Raw genomic sequence first — 18,037 nt, forward strand, 5'->3', positions numbered from 1 at the left:
GCCGCCGGGGCGGTGGGTTGCGGAGGGGCTTTCTCGTCCCCGCCCCCCGCCGCCCAGTACCCTCCCCCCCCCCCATGGCCCCCCCCGCCCCCCCCCGGCCCCCCCCGCCCCCCCCCCCCCGGGGGGTTTGGGGGCCCCCCCGCGTCCCCTGCGCGGGGGGGCGCCCCGCTGTTTTCGGCCACCGCGCCGTGGAGGTCACGGAAAGGTCTCGTCCTGGGTGCTGACTACACCTCTTCCCTGTGGCTAACATCACGCAGACGTGGCGATGTTGCCACGGGGTTACGGAGGTGCGACGTGCTCCCAGAACGGGGACGAGACGGCCGTGTCACCGGGCTTGCCCACATCCTGGGCACCCGCACCGCGTGGACGCCCGTCGGCGACGGCGAGTTCTTCTGCCCGGGCTGCGGCGGAGACCGCAACTACCTGCGGCTGACCGGACAGCGCCGCTTCACCGTCCTCGGCGTGCCGCTCGTGCCGCGCGGCGGGACCGGCCCGGTCGTCGAGTGCGCCGCGTGCCGCCGCCACTTCGGCACCGACGTCCTCGACCATCCCACCACCGTGCGTTTCTCGGCCATGCTGCGCGACGCCGTGCACACCGTCGCCCTCGCCGTCCTGTCCGCCGGCGGCGCCTGCTCCCGGACCTCCCTGGAGACGGCGGCGGGCGCGGTGCGCGCGGCCGGCTTCACCGACTGCACCGAGGAACAGCTCTCCGCCCTCGTCGACGCCCTCGCCTCCGACACCGGCCGCAGCTACAGCGAGCCGTACGGCCCCGGCCTCGCCATAGAGCTCCACGAGGCCCTCGACCCGCTCGCCGCGCACCTCGCCCCGGCCGGCCGCGAATCGATCCTGCTGCAGGGCGCGCGCATCGCCCTCGCCGACGGCCCGTACACCCCGGCCGAACGGGAGGTCCTCGCCACGGTGGGCGCGGCCCTGACGATCTGCGCGGACGACGTGACCCGCCTGCTGGCCGCCGCGGGAACGCCGTCCTGACGACCGGCGGCGGGCCCGCGGCGCCGCGGCCCTACGGCAGCGACCGCGCGTAGGCGCTGTCCGTGTCGGAGTCATACACGAGCTTGCCCGCAGTGTCGTAGCCCTTGATGTGGGGGGCGAGGGTGACCTGCTGGTTCAGCATCCCTGCGGCGACGAACCAGCGTCCGTCCAGGGTGGCCGTCGTGCTGCCGTCCCCGTAGGAGACGGTCACCTTGGCGACCGACGGCTCCACCGTGCCGATGACCCCCCAGCGGAACGGCAGCCTCCAGTGGCCCTTGTCGGGGAACGACTGCTGGTACAACGTGCCGCCGTTGACGTCGGGCACCACCGGACCCGCGTCGGGCGGGGCGGCGTCGCTCGCGCTGGCGCTGATGCCCGAGGCCACACCGTCCTCGAGGTTGCACACCACGCGGAAGCCGGCCGGCCTCTCCTTCACCGCGACGACGTTGATCCCGTCACCGGGACGGTTGGAGTCCCCGGTGCTCTTGAGAGCCAGGACGATCCGGTAGTCCTTCGCCTCGCCCAGGTGACCGGCGCTGCCCGCGGGCCCGCCTTCGGCCCGCAGGCATTCCCGCAGTCCGTCCGCCGCCTGCTCGAAGGTGATCCCGTCGAGCAACTGTCCCTTCGTGGCAGGCCGGGCCGGGCCGTCCGGTGACGAGGACGGGCTCGATGCCGGGGCGCGCGAGGCGCTCACCGACGGGTTCGGCGCGGCCGTGTCGGCGCCCCGGCCCCCGTCCCCGCCGTTCACGGCGTACGCCCCCACCGGCACCGCGGCCAGCGCGATCAGCGCCGCTCCGGTCACCGCCACGCGCCGCCGCCGCTCGGCCAGTCCCTGCCGCCGGATCGCCGGGTAGGGCGCCGGCGAGGGCTGGATCGTGTACGCGTCCTCCGCGAGGATCTCACGCATCAGCGCCTCCAACTCTTCTTGTTCGTAGGACTTGTTCACCTGCTGCCTCCCTGCGGCTGTGGCTGTGACCGCGGCTGTGGCCGCGCCCGACTGCCGGACACCGCGCGACCGGTGGCCAGCCCTGGATGCGCCCGCAGTTTCGCGAGCCCCTTCGAGGCCTGGCTCTTGACCGTGCCCGTCGAACAGCCGAGCACCTCGGCCACCTCCGCCTCGGACAGGTCCTCCCAGTACCGGAGCACCACCACCGCCCGCTGTTTCGGCGGCAGTTGGGCCAGCCCGGCCATCAGAGAGCCCCGTTCCTCCACCCGCCCCGCGGTCTCGTCGCGCCCCGCCCGCTCCGGCGGCGCCGAGGTCAGCGCCTCGACGACCCGCCGCTTGCGGAACCGGTCGCTGTTGCAGCTGACCAGCATCCGCCGCACGTACGCCTCCGGGTTGTCGCTGCGCGATATCCGCCGCCACGACCGGTACGCCTTCGCCAGCGCGGTCTGCGTCAGGTCCTCCGCGTGGTGGACGTCCCCGGTGAGCAGATAGGCGGTCCGCACGAGCCGGGACCACCGGGCTCTGACGAACTCCTGGAACCGGTCCTCTTGTTCGGCCTGCATCAAGCACCCTCCTCGCCCTCCAGACCACCGACCGGGCGGAATCGGTTGCCCGCGCCGCGCGATCGCGTTCGAATGGGGCGATGGACACCGACACATGGGCCTGGTCCGCCGCGGACCCCGGAGTGCTCGCACTGCCGTCCGGGCGGCTGATCCGCGGCCGCGGACTGCGCCGCCCGCTGGACCCCACGGCGCCGGCCCCCGCCTACGGCCTCTACCTGCTCGGCTCCCGGCCGCCGCGGCCCCCCTGGGAGTCCCGCTGGGTCCGCTGGCCCGACTTCCGCCTCCCCGCCGACCACCGCGACGCCCGCGCGGCCCTCACCGAGGCGTGGCGCCGCGCGGCCGAAGCCCGCGTCGAGATCGCCTGCGCCGGCGGCCGCGGCCGCACCGGCACAGCCCTGGCCTGCCTGGCCATCCTGGACGGCGTCCCCCCGGACGAGGCGGTACGTTACGTCCGCACCCACTACGACCACCGAGCGGTGGAAACCCCGTGGCAACGCCGATACGCCCAGCGATTCGAACCTGCGGGGGAGGGCCGGGGGCGTCAGCCCGAGTGACGGCTGCCCCGCACGAGGCCCAGGCGTACGGGGCATACGAGGCACAGGCCCGGCGGGCCCGACCTAGGAGGCGACGGTGTCGGCACCAGTGGTAGTGATCGGCGCCGGTGTGATCGGGCTGACCACGGCGGTCCGTCTCGCCGAGGCGGGCCGGGACGTGCGGGTGGACGCCGCACTGCTTCCGGACGCCACGACCTCGGCCGCCGCGGGGGCCTCCTGGGATCCGTTCCTGGCCGAACCCGCCGACCTGGTGGAGCGCTGGAGCAGGGACACCCTTGCGGTCCTTCGGCAGCTCGGCGCCGACGACGCCACCGGGGTCCGTCTCGTCGAGGGCACCCACGAGTCCCGTGTGCCCAGGGACGTGCCGGCCTGGGCTCCCTGGGTCGACGCCGCCGCGTGCGACCCGGCCGACCTGCGGCCGGGATACGTCGAGGGGTGGCGCTACTGCGCCCCCGTCGTCGACATGCCCAAGTATCTGGGCTACCTCGTGGACCGGCTGACAGCGGCCGGCGGCCGGCTCCGGCAGCACCGCCACACCTCGCTCGACGAGGCGCTGGCCGAGGCGCCCATCGTCGTGAACTGCACGGGAACGGGTTCACGAACCCTGATCGAGGACTCGTCCGTGGAGGCCGTTCGGGGTCAGCTCGTCGTGGTCGAGAACCCCGGCATCGCGACCTTCTTCTGCGACGACACCCCCGACGCCGAGGAACTGACCTACATCTATCCCCAGCCCGAGGTGGTGATCCTGGGCGGCACCTCGGACTGGGGCGAGTGGGACCTGCGTCCCGACTCGGCGGCCGCCCTGGACATCGTCCGACGATGTGTCGAGGTCGAACCCCGTCTCGCCGACGCCCGGGTGGTCGGTCATCGGGTGGGGCTCAGGCCGGTTCGGCCTCGGGTCCGGCTGGAGAGCGAGCATCGTGACGGCACGCTGCTCCTGCACAACTACGGCCATGGCGGCGCTGGACTGACCTTGTCCTGGGGATGCGCCCGGGAGGCCGCCGACCTGCTGCGCGCCGCCGAGTAGTCCGCCCGAGGGCTCACTCCCTCACCTGCCACTGTCGGCGTCCCGCCGTCCCCGCCTCGGGGCCGCGCCGGTAGAGGTACAGCCACGTCCGGGCGGCCAGGGCGCAGGCCAACGCGGCAGTCCACGGCCAGCTGGTGGTCCTCGTGGCGACGACCGCCGCGCCGATGAGGGGCGAGGCCGCCGTGAACGCCATGAGGACGATCTCCGACGGGCTCTTGCGGAACCGGTGGGCGATGGAGAACTCCGACCACTCGTACCACCCGATGCCCGCGCTCAGCAGCGCGGCCAGCACCATGGTCGTCTTCGCGTCCCCGCTCGCCTCCGCGTAGGTGACGGGGAGGGAGATGAGGAAGGGCAGCACGCCGCCGTATTCGGAGAGCACGTTGCCGTACTTCATGATCTTGCCGAAGGTGTTCGAGTGGATGCGAGCCAGCTCCCCCGAGGCGCTGGCATAGACGATCAGGGACAGCACGGTGCTGAAGGTCGCGCCGATCAGGAGGAGACGCACGTCGTCCGGGAAGCGGGTCGAGGTGAAGGCGAATCCCAGGAGGAAGGTGATGGCCGCCAGTATCGCTCCGGAGAACGCTATGCCCGCCGCGGCCTCGCCGGACTGCAGGGTGGCGGGGTCGTCCTGCTCGAAACGCGTGATCTCCACCGCGGGCTCGCCCCTCAGGGACACCAACGAGGTCACCGCCTGATCCCGGGGCGCGAGGGACTCGATCAACTGGGTGCGCGCGCTGAGAGGCACGAGGTACCGCGTGTCGGGGTCTATGTACTCGACGCGGCTCTTGTGCTGGTAGTGGAGGCAGATGCCGTCGGGATCCCGGCTGGTGCGCATGACACGGGTGCCGATGAAGCCGCTCTTCAGCAGGAGCCGCGACACCGGGACGTCCGTCATCTCGATGACGGCCGAGAACAGCGGCGCCGGCCCGGGGAGTTCGGAGATCCGCCGCGACAACTCGGCCAGGAGACGCAGGGCCGTTCCCTGTCTGCGCGAGCCGTCGCGGACGGCGATCACCGACAGGCGCACGTGTCCGGGCGCGGGCCTCTCCGCGACGGCGCACCCGACCACCTCGCCGCCGGACTGGGCGACCCGGACCAGCCCCCTGGCGATCGACTCGGTCAGCAAGGCCGGCGACACCACCTCGGCGGCGTCGCACGTCTCCGCCAGCAGCCGGGTGAGCCCCGGCAAATCCTCTTCGCGCGCGTTCCGGGTGGACAATGCGCTCATATCCGCTCGCGCCCCCTCGGCTGCATCCGACGACGCAAGCGGGCGACCGCCCCCTGCGCCTTCGCCGGCCCTCTCCCCAAGCCGTTCGATCCTACCGACCGCTCGCTAACCGAGCGCCTCCGCCCGGTGGTTGCGGGAGCCGGTGGCCGGGATCAGGGCGGGCGGGCACACCGCCCCCTCCGCGTAGGCGAGAATGGGGCCATGAGCCTGTTCCGCGACGACGGCACCGTGCTGCGCCCCCGGAAGCCGGGGGAGGCAGGGCGCGTCACGCCGCGGCCGGACGGTGGACGGCGGCCCCGGCGGGCCCGCGGCGGTGTGCGATGAGTCTCTTCCGCGACGACGGCGTCGTCCTGCGGACCCAGAAGCTGGGCGAGGCGGACCGCATCATCACGCTGCTGACGCGCGGCCACGGGCGGGTGCGGGCCGTGGCGCGGGGGGTGCGGCGGACGAAGTCCAAGTTCGGCGCCCGTCTCGAGCCCTTCTCCCACGTCGACGTGCAGTTCTTCGCGCGCGGCAGCAGCGAGCTGGTCGGACGCGGACTGCCGCTGTGCACGCAGAGCGAGATCATCGCGCCCTACGGTGGCGGCATCGTGACCGACTACGCCCGCTACACCGCCGGCACGGCCATGCTGGAGACCGCCGAGCGGTTCACCGACCACGAGGGCGAACCGGCCGTGCAGCAGTACCTGCTGCTCGTGGGGGCGCTGCGGACCCTGGCCCGCGGCGAGCACGCCCCGCACCTCGTGCTGGACGCGTTCCTGCTGCGGTCGCTGGCCGTCAACGGGTACGCGCCCAGCTTCGGCGACTGCGCGAAGTGCGGCATGCCCGGCCCCAACCGGTTCTTCTCCGTCGCCGCCGGCGGCTCCGTGTGCGCCGACTGCCGGGTGGCCGGCAGCGTCGTACCCTCGCCGCAGACCCTGGTCCTCCTCGGCGCGCTGCTCACGGGAGACTGGGAGACGGCGGACGCGTGCGAGCCGCGCCATGCCCGGGAGGGCAGCGGGCTGGTGTCCGCCTATCTGCACTGGCATCTGGAGCGCGGGCTGCGCTCCCTTCGGTATGTGGAAAAGTGAAGGAGACGAGAGGCACATGGTCGTACGCGGGTTCCTGGGGCGGCAGCGTCGGGAGTACAGGACGCCCGAGCCGCACCCGTCCGGCGCTCGCCCGCCCAAGCTCCCCGGTGAGCTGGTCCCCGAACATGTGGCGATCGTCATGGACGGCAACGGCCGCTGGGCCAAGGAGCGCGGGCTGCCGCGCACCGAGGGGCACAAGGTCGGCGCCGAGCAGGTCCTCGACGTGCTGCAGGGCGCGGTCGAGATGGGCGTGCGCAACATCTCGCTGTACGCCTTCTCCACCGAGAACTGGAAGCGCTCGCCCGACGAGGTCCGCTTCCTGATGAACTTCAACCGCGACTTCATCCGCAAGACCCGCGACACCCTCGACGAGCTCGGCATCCGGGTGCGCTGGGTGGGCCGGATGCCCAAGCTGTGGAAGTCGGTCGCCAAGGAGCTCCAGATCGCGCAGGAGCAGACCAAGGACAACGACCGTCTCACCCTGTACTTCTGCATGAACTACGGCGGCCGGGCGGAGATCGCGGACGCGGCGCAGGCGCTGGCCGAGGACGTCAAGGCGGGCAGGCTCGACCCGTCCAAGGTCAACGAGAAGACCCTCGCGAAGTACCTGTACTACCCGGACATGCCCGACGTCGACCTGTTCCTGCGGCCGAGCGGCGAGCAGCGCACCTCCAACTACCTGCTCTGGCAGAGCGCGTACGCGGAGATGGTCTTCCAGGACGTCCTGTGGCCGGACTTCGACCGCCGCGATCTGTGGCGGGCGTGCCTGGAGTTCGCCTCCCGGGACCGCCGCTTCGGCGGCGCGATCCCGAACGAGGAGCTCCTGGCCATGGAGGGACGGACCCCGGAGCCGGAGGCCGGCGCCTAGCCGGGGAGGGGGCGCCCGGCCGGGGAGGCAGGAGCCCGGCCGGGGAGGCGGGCGTCAGGCTCTCGTACCCGGCCGTTACGATCACGGCTCGTCACCGAAGGACCGGGGAGGGGCCGTGGGCGAAGAGCAGGCCGTGGGAGTGCGGGAGGACGAGGTGGTGCTGGAGTATGAGCACCGTCTCGCGGACATGGAGGACGCCGTCCGGCTGGTGTCCCGCAAGAACGGCCGGGTGGGTCTGATCCACCGGCCCGTGTTCCTGGTGTGCGTGGGGCTGGCCGGGCTCGGGCTGCTCGTGCTGAGCGTGCGCGGCGGTGACGGGACCGCAGTGGCGTTCGGCGTGATGTTCACGGTGTGGCCGGTGCTGATGTACTTCGCGCCGCGTCTGGCGGCCGGGCAGCTGCTGAAGGCGAACCGGCACCACGGCCGGATCCGGGTGTCCGTCGGCCCGCAGGGCGTGCGCACGGTGAGCGCGCACGCCGACCTGCGCATGGACTGGGCCAACTACGGCAGTTACGCGGAGTCGGAGCGGATCTTCGCCCTGCGCAGTCCCGACAAGGCCGGGCACTGCGCGATCGTCCTGGTCAAGCAGGGCGCCCGCACCGCGGAGGACGTCGACCGCCTGCGGGCCGTGCTGGACGGCCGGCTGCGGCGCGTCTGACCCGCCGGAGGCGCCCCTGCGGACCGGTGCGGCACGGCGGCTCACCCGCCGTGCGGTACGGCGGCTCACCCGCCGTACGGCCCGGCGGCTCACCCGCCGGCGGCCCCCGCGCAGTCCGCGCACGTGCCGAAGATCTCCACTGTGTGGGCCACGTTCACATACCCGTGTTCCGCCGCGATGGCCTCGGCCCACTTCTCGACCGCCGGGCCCTCCACCTCCACGGCCTTGCCGCAGACGCGGCAGACGAGGTGGTGGTGGTGCTCGCCGCTGGAGCAGCGGCGGTACACGGACTCGCCGTCCGACGTGCGCAGGACGTCGACCTCGCCCGCGTCGGCGAGGGACTGCAGGGTGCGGTAGACGGTGGTCAGGCCGACCGAGTCGCCCTTGTGCTTGAGCATGTCGTGCAGATCCTGCGCACTGCGGAACTCGTCGACCTCGTCGAGCGCCGCCGCGACGGCGGCGCGCTGCCGGGTGGAGCGGCCCCTCACGGGCGGTCCAGCGGTCGTCACCGTTGCCTCCTCACGTCTGCGGCTTGCCGGGCCATTGTGCCAGCCCGGTCCGTGCGCGGTCAGACGCCGACCTCGTCGTCCGGGCTCCGGGTGGCCGGAATCGCGCACTCGGCGGGGTCGCCCGCGGGCTGCGCGGCCGCCAGCGCACGGGCGCGGCGGCGGGCCAGGGGGGCGGCCAGCACGCTCAGCGCGACGAACGCGGCGATGGTCAGCAGGACGATCGTCGCGCCGGGCGGGACGTCCTGGTAGTACGAGGTCACCGTGCCGCTGGTCGTCACCGTCACGCCGATGGCCACCGCGATCGCGAAGGTCGCGGCGAAACTGCGGCTGAGCTGCTGGGCGGCCGCCACCGGGACGACCATCAGGGCCGACACCAGCAGCAGGCCCACCACGCGCATCGCCACGGTCACGGTGACCGCCGCCGTGATCGCGGTCAGCAGGTTCAGGGCGCGTACCGGCAGGCCGGTGACCCGCGCGAACTCCTCGTCCTGGCTGACCGCGAACAGCTGGCGGCGCAGGCCGAGGGTGACCAGCACGACGAAGGCCGCGAGCAGGCAGATCGCCGTCACGTCCGACTCCGACACCGTGGACAGCGAGCCGAAGAGGTACGAGGTCAGGTTGGCGTTGGAGCCGCCCGGCGCGAGGTTGATGAACATCACCCCGCCGGCCATGCCGCCGTAGAAGAGCATGGCCAGGGCGATGTCGCCGCGGGTCCTGCCGTACCAGCGGATGAGTTCCATGATCACCGCGCCCAGGACGGAGACGGCCGTCGCCATCCACACCGGGGACCAGGACAGCAGGAAGCCGAGGCCGACGCCGGTCATCGCGACGTGGCCGATGCCGTCGCCCATGAGGGCCTGACGGCGCTGGACGAGGTAGACGCCGACGGCCGGGGCGGTGATGCCGACCAGGACCGCGGCGAGCAGCGCCCGCTGCATGAAGGCGTAGTTCAGGAGGTCCATCAGCTCAGCAGTCCCGTGCGGATCGGTTCGGCGCCCGCGGGCGCGTGCGGGTGCACATGGTCGTGGCCGGGGAGGGCGTGCTGCCCGACGGCGCGTGGGGGCGGGCCGTCGTGCAGCACGCAGCCGTCGCGCAGGACGACCGCCCGGTCGATGAGGGGCTCCAGGGGGCCCAGTTCGTGCAGGACCAGCAGGACGGTCGTGCCGAGCGCGACCTGGTCCCGCAGGGTCTGTGCCAGCACCTCCTGGCTGGCCAGGTCGACGCCCGCCATCGGCTCGTCCATGATCAGCAGTTCGGGTTCGGCGGCGAGCGCGCGGGCGATGAGCACGCGCTGGTGCTGGCCGCCGGAGAGGGCGTCGACGCTGTCCTTCGCCCGGTCCGCCATGCCGACCAGTTCCAGGGCGTGCCGGACGGCCGCGTGGTCGGCCTTGCGGAAGACGCCGAAGCGGGTGCGCGAGAGGCGGCCCGAGGAGACGACCTCGGTCACGGTGGCGGGGACCCCGCCCGCCGCCGTGGTGCGCTGCGGGACGTAGCCGATCCGCGCCCAGTCCCGGAACCGGCGGTGCGGGGCGCCGAACAGCTCGATCTCGCCCGCGCCGATCGCCACCTGCCCGATGACGCTGCGCACGGCCGTGGACTTGCCGGAGCCGTTGGCGCCGAGCAGGGCGACGACCTCACCGCGCCGCACGGTGAGGTCGACGCCCCGCAGAACGGGGCGCGAGCCCAGTTCGGCGCGCACGCCGCGCAGTGAGATGACGGGCTCGGCCTTCGTGTCCATGACGCCCTCCGTGTGGGTCACTTGTTTCCCAGGGCCGTCTGCAGCGCCTTTAGGTTGGCTTGCTGGACCGAGAAGTAGTCCTGGCCCCGGGACTTCTTCGTGATGCCCTCGATCGGGTCCAGGACGTCGGTCCTGAGGTGTGTGTCGGATGCGATGGTCTTCGCGGTCTTGTCGCTGACGAGCGTCTCGTAGAAGACGGTCGTGACGCCGTCCGCCTTCGCCATCCTCTCCAGCGCCTTCACGCGGGCGGCGCTGGGCTCCGACTCGGGGTCGAGACCGTTGACGGCCTCCTCGGTCAGGCCGTAGCGCTCGGCGAGGTAGCCGAAGGCGGCGTGGGTGGTGACGAAGACCTTGGTCCTCGTGTTCGCGAGGCCTTTCTCGAACTCGGTGTTCAGAGCGCCGAGTTGCTTGACCAGAGCCGCGGTGTTGGCCTGGTAGTCGGCCGCGTGGTCCGGGTCGGCCTTCGCGAAGGCCTTGCCGACGCCCTCGGCGACCTGGGAGTACCGGACCGGGTCGAGCCAGATGTGCGGGTCGAGGCCGGACAGCTCCTCGTCCTCGTGGTCGTCGTGCTCGGCCGCGTGGCCGCCGACCTCGTTGCCGTGCTTCTCCAGCGTGGTCAGGGAGGCGGCGTCGATCTTCGTCCCGACCTCCGACTGGGCCACCGCGTCGTCGACGGAGGGCTGGAGGTTCTTGAGGTAGAGCACCGCGTCGGACTCCTGGAGCGCGGCCGTCTGCCGGGCGCTGATCTCCAGGTCGTGCGGTTCCTGGCCGGGCTGGGTGAGGCTGGTGACGTGCACGTGGTCCCCGCCTATCCGCTCGGCGAGGAAGGCCATCGGGTAGAACGACGCGACGACGTCGAACTTGTCCGTGTTGGCCGCGGCGGCGCTGTCGGCGGAGCACGCGGAGAGGGCGCCGAGGCCGAGGGCGGTGGCTGCCGCGACGGCCGTGCCGGATATGAGTCGTCGTACGTTCATGACACTCATTTTCAACAAATATGGAAACCGTTGTCAACAAGCAGAGGGCAAGAGGTTCGTCGCGGCCCGGTAAGCCCCGAAGGGCTGCGGTATGGCCCCCCACGGGCCCTTGCGGGAGGGGGCCCGATTTGGTCGAGGGGGAGTCCCCGCCGGTACCCTGAAGTCTTCGCTGGAAGCACCTCGCTTCGTCGCCCGTCGTCGTTATGAAGAGAGCACCGTGGCCGCCGACAAGATCGACACCATCGTCAGCCTGAGCAAGCGCCGTGGCTTCGTATTCCCCTGCAGTGAGATCTACGGCGGCCAGCGTGCCGCCTGGGACTACGGACCGCTGGGTGTCGAGCTCAAGGAGAACCTGAAGCGCCAGTGGTGGCGCTACATGGTGACGTCGCGCGAGGACGTGGTCGGCATCGACTCGTCCGTCATCCTGGCCCCCGAGGTCTGGGTCGCCTCCGGTCACGTCGCCACCTTCTCCGACCCGCTGACCGAGTGCACCTCGTGCCACAAGCGGTTCCGCGCGGACCACCTGGAAGAGGCGTACGAGGCCAAGCACAACCGCCCGCCGGCGAACGGCCTGGCGGACGTGAACTGCCCCAACTGCGGCAACAAGGGCCAGTTCACCGAGCCGAAGCAGTTCTCCGGTCTGCTCTCCACCCACCTCGGCCCCACGCAGGACACCGGCTCCGTCGCCTACCTGCGCCCCGAGACCGCCCAGGGCATCTTCACCAACTTCGGCCAGGTGCAGACCACTTCGCGCCGCAAGCCGCCGTTCGGCATCGCCCAGATGGGCAAGTCCTTCCGCAACGAGATCACGCCCGGCAACTTCATCTTCCGCACCCGCGAGTTCGAGCAGATGGAGATGGAGTTCTTCGTCAAGCCGGGCGAGGACGAGAAGTGGCAGGAGTACTGGATGGAGCAGCGCTGGAACTGGTACACCGGCCTGGGCCTGCGCGAGGAGAACATGCGGTGGTACGAGCACCCGAAGGAGAAGCTCTCCCACTACTCCAAGCGCACCGCTGACATCGAGTACCGCTTCCAGTTCGGCGGCAACGAGTGGGGCGAGCTGGAGGGCGTCGCCAACCGCACCGACTACGACCTCAACGCCCACTCCAAGGCCTCCGGCCAGGACCTGTCCTTCTTCGACCAGGAGGCCGGCGAGCGCTGGACGCCGTACGTCATCGAGCCGGCGGCCGGTGTCGGCCGGGCGATGCTGGCGTTCCTCCTCGACGCCTACATCGAGGACGAGGCCCCCAACGCCAAGGGCAAGCTGGAGAAGCGCACCGTGCTGCGCCTCGACCACCGTCTCGCCCCGGTGAAGGTCGCGGTCCTGCCGCTCTCCCGCAACCCCGACCTGTCGCCGAAGGCCAAGGGCCTCGCCGCCGCGCTGCGCCAGAACTGGAACATCGAGTTCGACGACGCCGGCGCCATCGGCCGCCGCTACCGCCGCCAGGACGAGATCGGCACGCCGTTCTGCGTGACGGTCGACTTCGACACCCTCGACGACAACGCGGTCACCGTCCGCGAGCGTGACTCGATGAAGCAGGAGCGCGTCTCCCTCGACCAGATCGAGGGCTACCTGGCCGCGCGCCTGATCGGCGCGTAGTCGCCCGCTCCGACCAGCGGCGGACCGAGGCCGGCCCCGACGGGATCCCGTCGGGGCCGGCCTCGCGCTGTTGCGCCCTGTGGCGCAAGAGCAGTCACGGTAATTCTGAAGGCGGCGCCTGCCTCGAAGTCGCCGACGACTTCCCCTCCCTCGTCCCCGTGCGGGACAGCAAGGCGCCTCATCTCGCGCCGCTCCTCTTCCCGGCCTCCGCCTGGGCGGCTTTCGACGGCGCACTGAGGAGTGACAGCTGACAGATATTGAAATCTGTCATTCGTCATGCCAAGCTGAGGGCATGACGACAACCACGCGTACCCTCGGCCGCACCGGACCCCAGGTCTCCGCCCTCGGCCTCGGCTGCATGGGCATGAGCGCCCTGTACGGCGACGCGGACCGCGATGAGGCGATCGCGACGATCCACGCGGCGCTGGAGGCGGGCGTCACCCTGCTCGACACCGGCGACTTCTACGGCATGGGCCACAACGAGCTGCTGATCGGCGAAGCCCTGCGCACGGCGCCCGCCGGGCTGCGCGAACAGGCCCTGACCAGCGTGAAGTTCGGCGCCCTGCGCGGTCCGGACGGATCCTGGGCGGGGTACGACGGCCGGCCCGCCGCCGTGAAGAACTTCGCCGCCTACTCCCTCCAGCGGCTCGGCGTCGACCACATCGACGTCTATCGGATCGCTCGCGTCGATCCTGACGTGCCGATCGAGGAGACGGTCGGCGCGATCGCCGAACTGGTCGAGCAGGGGTACGTCCGGCACATCGGCCTCAGCGAGGCCGGCGCGCAGACGATCCGCAGGGCCGCCGCCACCGCGCCCATCTCCGACCTCCAGATCGAGTACGGACTGATCACCCGCGGCATCGAGCAGTCCATCCTGCCGACCACCCGTGAGCTGGGCATCTCGATCACCGCCTACGGCGTGCTGTCCCGCGGACTGATCTCGGGGCACTTCACCGCCGACCGCGAGCTCGCCGCGAACGACTTCCGGGCCCACTCGCCCCGGTTCCAGGGCGACAACCTCCAGCGCAACCTGACACTGGTGGAGTCGCTGCGCAAGGTCGCCGAGGGCAAGGGCGTCTCCGTGGCCCAGCTCGCCATCGCCTGGGTGCTGGCCCAGGGCGAGGACATCGTCCCGCTCGTCGGCGCCCGCACCCGCGAACGGCTCACGGAGTCGCTGGGCGCGCTGGACGTCGTCCTCGACGCCGACGACCTCGCGGCGATCGAGGCGGCCGTGCCCGCGGACTCGGCGGCCGGCGAGCGGTACCCGGCCGCGGCCATGGCGCACCTCGACAGCGAGCGCTGAACACCCCGCCGGGTACCGTCTCACCATGGCACCGCAGACCTCCGAGACCCTGACGGCCGAGCGCATCCTCGAAGTGACCGAGGATGTGCTGCGCCGCCACGGCCCGGCCAAGGCGACCGTGGTCGACGTGGCCCGCGCGCTCGGCGTCAGCCACGGCAGCGTCTACCGTCACTTCCGCACCAAGGCGGCGCTGCGCGCGGCGGTCACCAAGCGGTGGCTGGACCGCACCTCGCAGACGCTCTCCGGCATCACCGCCGACGAGGACCGCGCCCCGGAGACCCGGCTGCGGGACTGGCTCACCGCCCTGTTCGAGGCCAAGCGACGCAAGGCGGGCGACGACCCCGAGCTGTTCGCCACGTACATGGTGCTCACCGGGGAGACCGGCGAGGTGGTGGGCGAGCACCTCGCCGACCTGACGGGCCAGCTGACCCGGATAGTCGAGGCGGGCGTCGAGTCCGGGGCCTTCACGGCTGCCGACCCGGCGACGACCGCCCGCGCCGTCTTCCACGCCACGGCCCGCTTCCACGACCCGGGCTACTTCGAGGTCTGGCGACGGCCGGGCGTCGAGGACGACTTCGCCGCGCTGGTGGACCTGCTGCTGCGGGGGCTGCGTGCTCAGTCCGCGTCCTTCTGAGCGACGAGCTGCACCCGGATGTCGTCCCCGTAGGGCAGCACGACCGTCTGGTCCAGGCCGGCGTGCCAGTCCGGCGCCACCAGGAACAGCCGTCCGCCGGACGCCATCAGCATCCGGAAGTTCCGGTAGCGGTAGAGGTACGTCCGGCCGTCCTTCCCGGCGGGGCCCAGCCGGCTCGCGCTCACTCCCACCGGTAGGCCGTCGAGCGGCTCCTTCGTGTCGACGACGACCTCGGGGCGCTTGCGGAGACCGTCCGCGTCCTGCCTGCCTCGGCCTTTCCCGTACGCCCACGCCAGTTGCGTCGACCCCCAGAAGAGCCCGAAGACGCCCAGCGCGACCGCGCACATGACGCCGTTGCGGGCCAGGCGCGTCGTCAGCACCGGACGCCCGCGCCGGCGGCCGTAGATCCAGACGCCGTACGCCACGGTCGCCGGTCCGAAGGCCAGCGACAGCGGGGTGGTGCCGAACACCACGCTGACGTCCGGGCTCTGGACGAAGATGCCGATCAACGCCCGGCCGATCAGCAGGACGCCGACGAGGACGAAGCCGTACGCGAGGAAGGCGGCCGCCGAGGTCTCGTCCGCGGTGTGCGCGTCGCGGGAGAGGACCCACAGGGTGACGGCGTGGATCGCGACGAGCAGCATGACGCCGAGGAAGATCATCGCCGCCGGCACGAAGACGACCTCCATGCCGTCCAGCATCAGGTCCTGGTTGGAGCGGCCGGTCATCTCCACGGGGACGCCGAAGTACGCGTACCGCGCGCGGGTGGCGATGTAGCCGAAGTACAGCAGCAGCGCGGTCGCGAGCGTCGCGGGCCCCAACGCCTCGGCTAGCCGCCGCAGCCGGGCGGGGACGGCCGACTCGTCGTCGGCGGGGGGTGCGGGAGGCGCGGGAGGCGCGGGGGACTCGCGTTCCGGCGACGGCCCGCTCGTCACCCCTCCTCCGCGGCGGAGGAGCCGTCGTCCGGCGGCTGGGACTCGGGGGAGACGTCCGGCGGCGGCGAGACCCCGTCGGGCGGGGAGGGGCTCCTGGAGGAGGGGGAGTCGTCGGGCGAGCTGCTTTTGGAGCCCGGGACGTCGATCGACGTGTCGAGGGAAGTGGACTCACCCGTGATGAGCACAGGGTGCCTCTGTGTGGGCTTCGGTCCGCGCCAGTCCTTCACCCGCTTGCATGGGTCCTTTTCGACGTTGTCGCACAGGAAGGTGGCCTTGAGCGTCCCCCGCACGACGTAGTGACCTGCCTCGGCGTTCGACAAGGCGGCCACCCCCGCCACACATCCCCCCTCAAGAGCCTTCAGTCGAAGGCCGTCGCAGGGGTTGGCCTCGTGGTAGAGCACTCTGTGGCAGCGTGCGCCATTGTCCGACCGGAGCTTCGGCTTCTGCTTCCCAGGCGCCTCGGTCACCTTGAACGAGACGCTTGTGACGGTCGCGGGGGTCTCCTCCATGTTCAGGACGATCGCGCAACCGCCCTGTCCGGAGCCGTTGATGTTCACGCCGTTGGGAACGGACGGCCGACCGTCCTTGCGCTTCTCACCCCCGCCCGGTGTGTGGCCGTCCGCGCCGTTCGACGCCTCCCCGGGGCGGGATCTTCCGCCGTCGGCCGTGACGTCCCCGTCACCGTCCGCGTGCCCCGAGGCGTTCGACTGCGCGTCGGCGGAGCCGCTCGTCGCGTCGCTGCGGGGCGTGCTCCGGCTGTCCGTCGTGGCCGAGCGGACCAGCCACACCACGCCGAGGACCGCCACCAGACCGAGGAGTGTCGCCATGATGCCGAGCCGGGCACGTGAAGGCTGCATATCCGGAGCGTAAAGCGGCGCTTCGCACCTTTCCTGCCGGACTACTCCGCCTCGCCCGTCGTGCACCGCCAGAAGTCCCGCATCAGCGGGGTCGGCGTCGGGTTCGCCATCGCCGTCTGGGTGAGGAGGATCGTGACCGTGCCCGTCTGCGGGACGACGTGCGCCGTCGTCCCCGTGCCGCCGACCCAGCCGTAGCGGCCCGGCAGGTTCCACGGGTCGAGCGGGTCGACGTCGACGCTGCCGCCGTAGCCCCAGCCCTGGCCCTCCAGGAACAGGGCGCCGATCTCGCGCTGGGCCGCCGACAGGTGGTTGGCGGTCATCCGGCTCACCGAGGTCGGCGACAGGACACGGTGACCGTTCGCCTCGCCCCCGTTCAGCAGCATGCGGGCGAACGCCAGCCAGTCGTCGGCCGTGGAGGCCAGGCCCCCGCCGCCCGACGGGAACCTCGGCACGCTCCTCCACTCGCCGTCAGGGGTGTCCGCGAGCGCCAGTCCGCCCGCGCCGTCGGGACGGTACGCGGTGGTGAAACGGTCCCGCTTCTCCTTCGGCACCTCGAACGCCGTGTCCCGCATGCCCAGCGGGTCGAAGATCCGCTCCGCCAGGAACTCGGGGAGCGTGCGGCCCGAGGCCCGGGCGATCAGCGCGCCCTGCAGATCGGACGCCGTGCCGTACAGCCAGGCCTCGCCCGGCTGGTACAGCAGGGGGACGCGGGCCAGGTCGGCCAGCCAGACGTCCGGCTCGGGGAACGCCTGCGGGGCGCGGCCGTCCTTCTGGACGTCGAAGAGGGCCCGGACGGCGGGAAGGGCGAAGTCGGACGGGAAGCCCCAGCCGGGCCGCGAGCTCAGCAGGTCCTCGACCGTGATCGGACGGGCCGCCGGGACCACGTCGTCGACGGGCGCGGACGGCGTGCGGACCACCGTCGGCTCCGCCAGCTCGGGCAGCCACTCGGCGACCGGCGCGTCGAGGCCGACCGTGCCCTCCTCGACCAGCGTCAGCAGCGCCGCCGCCGTGACCGGCTTGGTGATCGAGGCGATCCGGAACAGGGAGTCCCGGGTCATCGGGGCCGTGCCGTCGGCGTCCCGCGAGCCGACGCTCACCGCCTCCACCTCGTCGCCGCGGGCCACCAGGCCCACCGCTCCGGGCACGGCGCCGTCGTCGACGTGTCGCTGAAGGGTCTCGCGCAGCGCGCTCATGGGCCGGCCTTCCGGTGGGATCGACGCTTCTCCGTGCACGGATCTGCGCACGGATACGACTCACCGATACGACCGCCCCGACGCCGAAAAGTCATCGCGACGCGCGGCCGCCGCCCTCGCCCTCGTCGCGTCCCTCGGGATCCACGGTCGCCTGGTGCGCCTCGGCGAGATGCTGCTCCGCCTTCAGCCAGGGCAGGAACTGCGCCCCCTGGCGCCGGCCGCAGGTGTCGCAGCCGATCGTGCGCTGCACACCCGCGCGCCGCACCCGGACGACGTGCTCGCGCCCGTGCCGGTCCCGGCGGCTCACTCTGCTCGCGTTGATCTCCGGCATGACGCCTCCAGCGTCCGAGGGCATCGCGGCTGCCCGCGCGGCAAGGAGGGTGCAGC

The 18,037-nt window shown here is 72.1% G+C and carries 21 protein-coding genes; 10 read left to right on the forward strand and 11 right to left on the reverse strand.

The genetic code is table 11. The features are described 5' to 3' along the window. The first annotated feature begins 294 nt into the window (after positions 1 to 294). Positions 295 to 990, forward strand: a complete 696-nt coding sequence (locus tag ACFVYK_RS32690; protein WP_389780261.1) for a TerB family tellurite resistance protein — start codon at positions 295 to 297, stop codon at positions 988 to 990. Between the two features lie 31 nt (positions 991 to 1,021). Here the strand turns inward: ACFVYK_RS32690 and ACFVYK_RS32695 are convergent, their stop codons facing one another. Beyond that, on the reverse strand, positions 1,022 to 1,936 hold the full coding sequence (locus ACFVYK_RS32695) for a hypothetical protein (protein ID WP_389780263.1): 915 nt from the start codon (positions 1,934 to 1,936) through the stop codon (positions 1,022 to 1,024). After that, positions 1,933 to 2,499, reverse strand: coding sequence for a SigE family RNA polymerase sigma factor (locus tag ACFVYK_RS32700; RefSeq protein ID WP_389780265.1), 567 nt, complete (start codon positions 2,497 to 2,499; stop codon positions 1,933 to 1,935). Before ACFVYK_RS32700 ends, ACFVYK_RS32695 begins: the two co-directional genes overlap by 4 nt. 80 nt (positions 2,500 to 2,579) lie before the next feature. Here ACFVYK_RS32700 and ACFVYK_RS32705 point away from each other — a divergent pair, with 80 nt between their 5' ends. Next, positions 2,580 to 3,053, forward strand: a complete 474-nt coding sequence (locus ACFVYK_RS32705) for a protein phosphatase (RefSeq protein WP_389780267.1) — start codon at positions 2,580 to 2,582, stop codon at positions 3,051 to 3,053. Positions 3,054 to 3,129: 76 nt separating this feature from the next. Beyond that, the gene (locus ACFVYK_RS32710) at positions 3,130 to 4,080 is read left to right on the forward strand and encodes an FAD-dependent oxidoreductase (RefSeq protein ID WP_389780269.1); all 951 of its coding nucleotides are present in this window, start codon (positions 3,130 to 3,132) and stop codon (positions 4,078 to 4,080) included. A 13-nt stretch (positions 4,081 to 4,093) separates the two neighbouring features. Here ACFVYK_RS32710 and ACFVYK_RS32715 read toward each other — a convergent pair whose 3' ends face one another. Next, positions 4,094 to 5,311 carry a GNAT family N-acetyltransferase gene (locus ACFVYK_RS32715; protein WP_389780271.1) on the reverse strand — a complete coding sequence of 406 codons (1,218 nt, stop codon included), beginning with the start codon at positions 5,309 to 5,311 and terminating at the stop codon, positions 4,094 to 4,096. Positions 5,312 to 5,631: 320 nt separating this feature from the next. On the opposite strand from ACFVYK_RS32715, the gene recO reads away from it, so the two are divergent. The 3 genes from recO (at position 5,632) to ACFVYK_RS32730 (ending at position 7,907) form a co-directional block, all read left to right on the forward strand. Then, positions 5,632 to 6,381 (forward strand): DNA repair protein RecO, encoded by a 750-nt coding sequence (gene recO / locus ACFVYK_RS32720; RefSeq protein WP_389780273.1) that lies wholly within the window; start codon positions 5,632 to 5,634, stop codon positions 6,379 to 6,381. A gap of 16 nt (positions 6,382 to 6,397) precedes the next feature. Beyond that, positions 6,398 to 7,249, forward strand: a complete 852-nt coding sequence (locus ACFVYK_RS32725; RefSeq protein ID WP_389780275.1) for an isoprenyl transferase — start codon at positions 6,398 to 6,400, stop codon at positions 7,247 to 7,249. A 115-nt stretch (positions 7,250 to 7,364) separates the two neighbouring features. Beyond that, complete coding sequence (locus ACFVYK_RS32730) at positions 7,365 to 7,907, forward strand: hypothetical protein (RefSeq protein ID WP_389780277.1); 543 nt, start codon at positions 7,365 to 7,367, stop codon at positions 7,905 to 7,907. An 89-nt stretch (positions 7,908 to 7,996) separates the two neighbouring features. Here the strand turns inward: ACFVYK_RS32730 and ACFVYK_RS32735 are convergent, their stop codons facing one another. The 4 genes from ACFVYK_RS32735 to ACFVYK_RS32750 are packed head-to-tail and all read right to left on the reverse strand — an operon-like array spanning position 7,997 to position 11,128. Beyond that, positions 7,997 to 8,416, reverse strand: coding sequence for a Fur family transcriptional regulator (locus tag ACFVYK_RS32735; RefSeq protein WP_389780279.1), 420 nt, complete (start codon positions 8,414 to 8,416; stop codon positions 7,997 to 7,999). 59 nt (positions 8,417 to 8,475) lie between these two features. Next, entirely contained in the window at positions 8,476 to 9,378 is a 903-nt protein-coding gene (locus tag ACFVYK_RS32740) for a metal ABC transporter permease (protein WP_389780281.1), read from the reverse strand. Then, complete coding sequence (locus ACFVYK_RS32745; RefSeq protein WP_389780283.1) at positions 9,378 to 10,154, reverse strand: metal ABC transporter ATP-binding protein; 777 nt, start codon at positions 10,152 to 10,154, stop codon at positions 9,378 to 9,380. Before ACFVYK_RS32745 ends, ACFVYK_RS32740 begins: the two co-directional genes overlap by 1 nt. 17 nt (positions 10,155 to 10,171) lie before the next feature. Beyond that, positions 10,172 to 11,128, reverse strand: a complete 957-nt coding sequence (locus ACFVYK_RS32750; RefSeq protein ID WP_389780285.1) for a metal ABC transporter substrate-binding protein — start codon at positions 11,126 to 11,128, stop codon at positions 10,172 to 10,174. Positions 11,129 to 11,345: 217 nt separating this feature from the next. Here ACFVYK_RS32750 and ACFVYK_RS32755 point away from each other — a divergent pair, with 217 nt between their 5' ends. From ACFVYK_RS32755 to ACFVYK_RS32770, 4 genes are all read left to right on the forward strand, one after another. Beyond that, the gene (locus ACFVYK_RS32755) at positions 11,346 to 12,728 is read left to right on the forward strand and encodes a glycine--tRNA ligase (RefSeq protein ID WP_389780287.1); all 1,383 of its coding nucleotides are present in this window, start codon (positions 11,346 to 11,348) and stop codon (positions 12,726 to 12,728) included. A 77-nt stretch (positions 12,729 to 12,805) separates the two neighbouring features. Further along, a complete protein-coding gene (locus tag ACFVYK_RS32760) occupies positions 12,806 to 12,979 on the forward strand; it encodes a DUF397 domain-containing protein (RefSeq protein WP_389780310.1) in 174 nt (57 codons plus the stop codon). A gap of 41 nt (positions 12,980 to 13,020) precedes the next feature. Continuing rightward, positions 13,021 to 14,031: an aldo/keto reductase gene (locus ACFVYK_RS32765; RefSeq protein ID WP_389780289.1), complete on the forward strand. Its 1,011-nt coding sequence runs from the start codon at positions 13,021 to 13,023 to the stop codon at positions 14,029 to 14,031. Between the two features lie 25 nt (positions 14,032 to 14,056). Continuing rightward, positions 14,057 to 14,665 carry a TetR family transcriptional regulator gene (locus tag ACFVYK_RS32770; RefSeq protein WP_389780291.1) on the forward strand — a complete coding sequence of 203 codons (609 nt, stop codon included), beginning with the start codon at positions 14,057 to 14,059 and terminating at the stop codon, positions 14,663 to 14,665. On the opposite strand, the gene ACFVYK_RS32775 is transcribed toward ACFVYK_RS32770, so the two are convergent. From ACFVYK_RS32775 to ACFVYK_RS32790, 4 genes are all read right to left on the reverse strand, one after another. After that, positions 14,647 to 15,600, reverse strand: coding sequence for a hypothetical protein (locus ACFVYK_RS32775; protein ID WP_389780293.1), 954 nt, complete (start codon positions 15,598 to 15,600; stop codon positions 14,647 to 14,649). The genes ACFVYK_RS32770 and ACFVYK_RS32775 overlap by 19 nt on opposite strands. Then, on the reverse strand, positions 15,597 to 16,457 hold the full coding sequence (locus ACFVYK_RS32780; protein WP_389780295.1) for a hypothetical protein: 861 nt from the start codon (positions 16,455 to 16,457) through the stop codon (positions 15,597 to 15,599). The genes ACFVYK_RS32775 and ACFVYK_RS32780 overlap by 4 nt, the downstream gene beginning before the upstream one ends. A gap of 41 nt (positions 16,458 to 16,498) precedes the next feature. Then, entirely contained in the window at positions 16,499 to 17,650 is a 1,152-nt protein-coding gene (locus ACFVYK_RS32785; protein ID WP_389780296.1) for a serine hydrolase domain-containing protein, read from the reverse strand. Positions 17,651 to 17,741: 91 nt separating this feature from the next. Then, positions 17,742 to 17,981, reverse strand: coding sequence for a hypothetical protein (locus ACFVYK_RS32790; RefSeq protein WP_389780298.1), 240 nt, complete (start codon positions 17,979 to 17,981; stop codon positions 17,742 to 17,744). Positions 17,982 to 18,037 lie beyond the last annotated feature (56 nt).

Origin of the sequence: Streptomyces sp. NPDC058291, from assembly GCF_042880855.1 — a bacterium.
Lineage (GTDB): Bacteria > Actinomycetota > Actinomycetes > Streptomycetales > Streptomycetaceae > Streptomyces.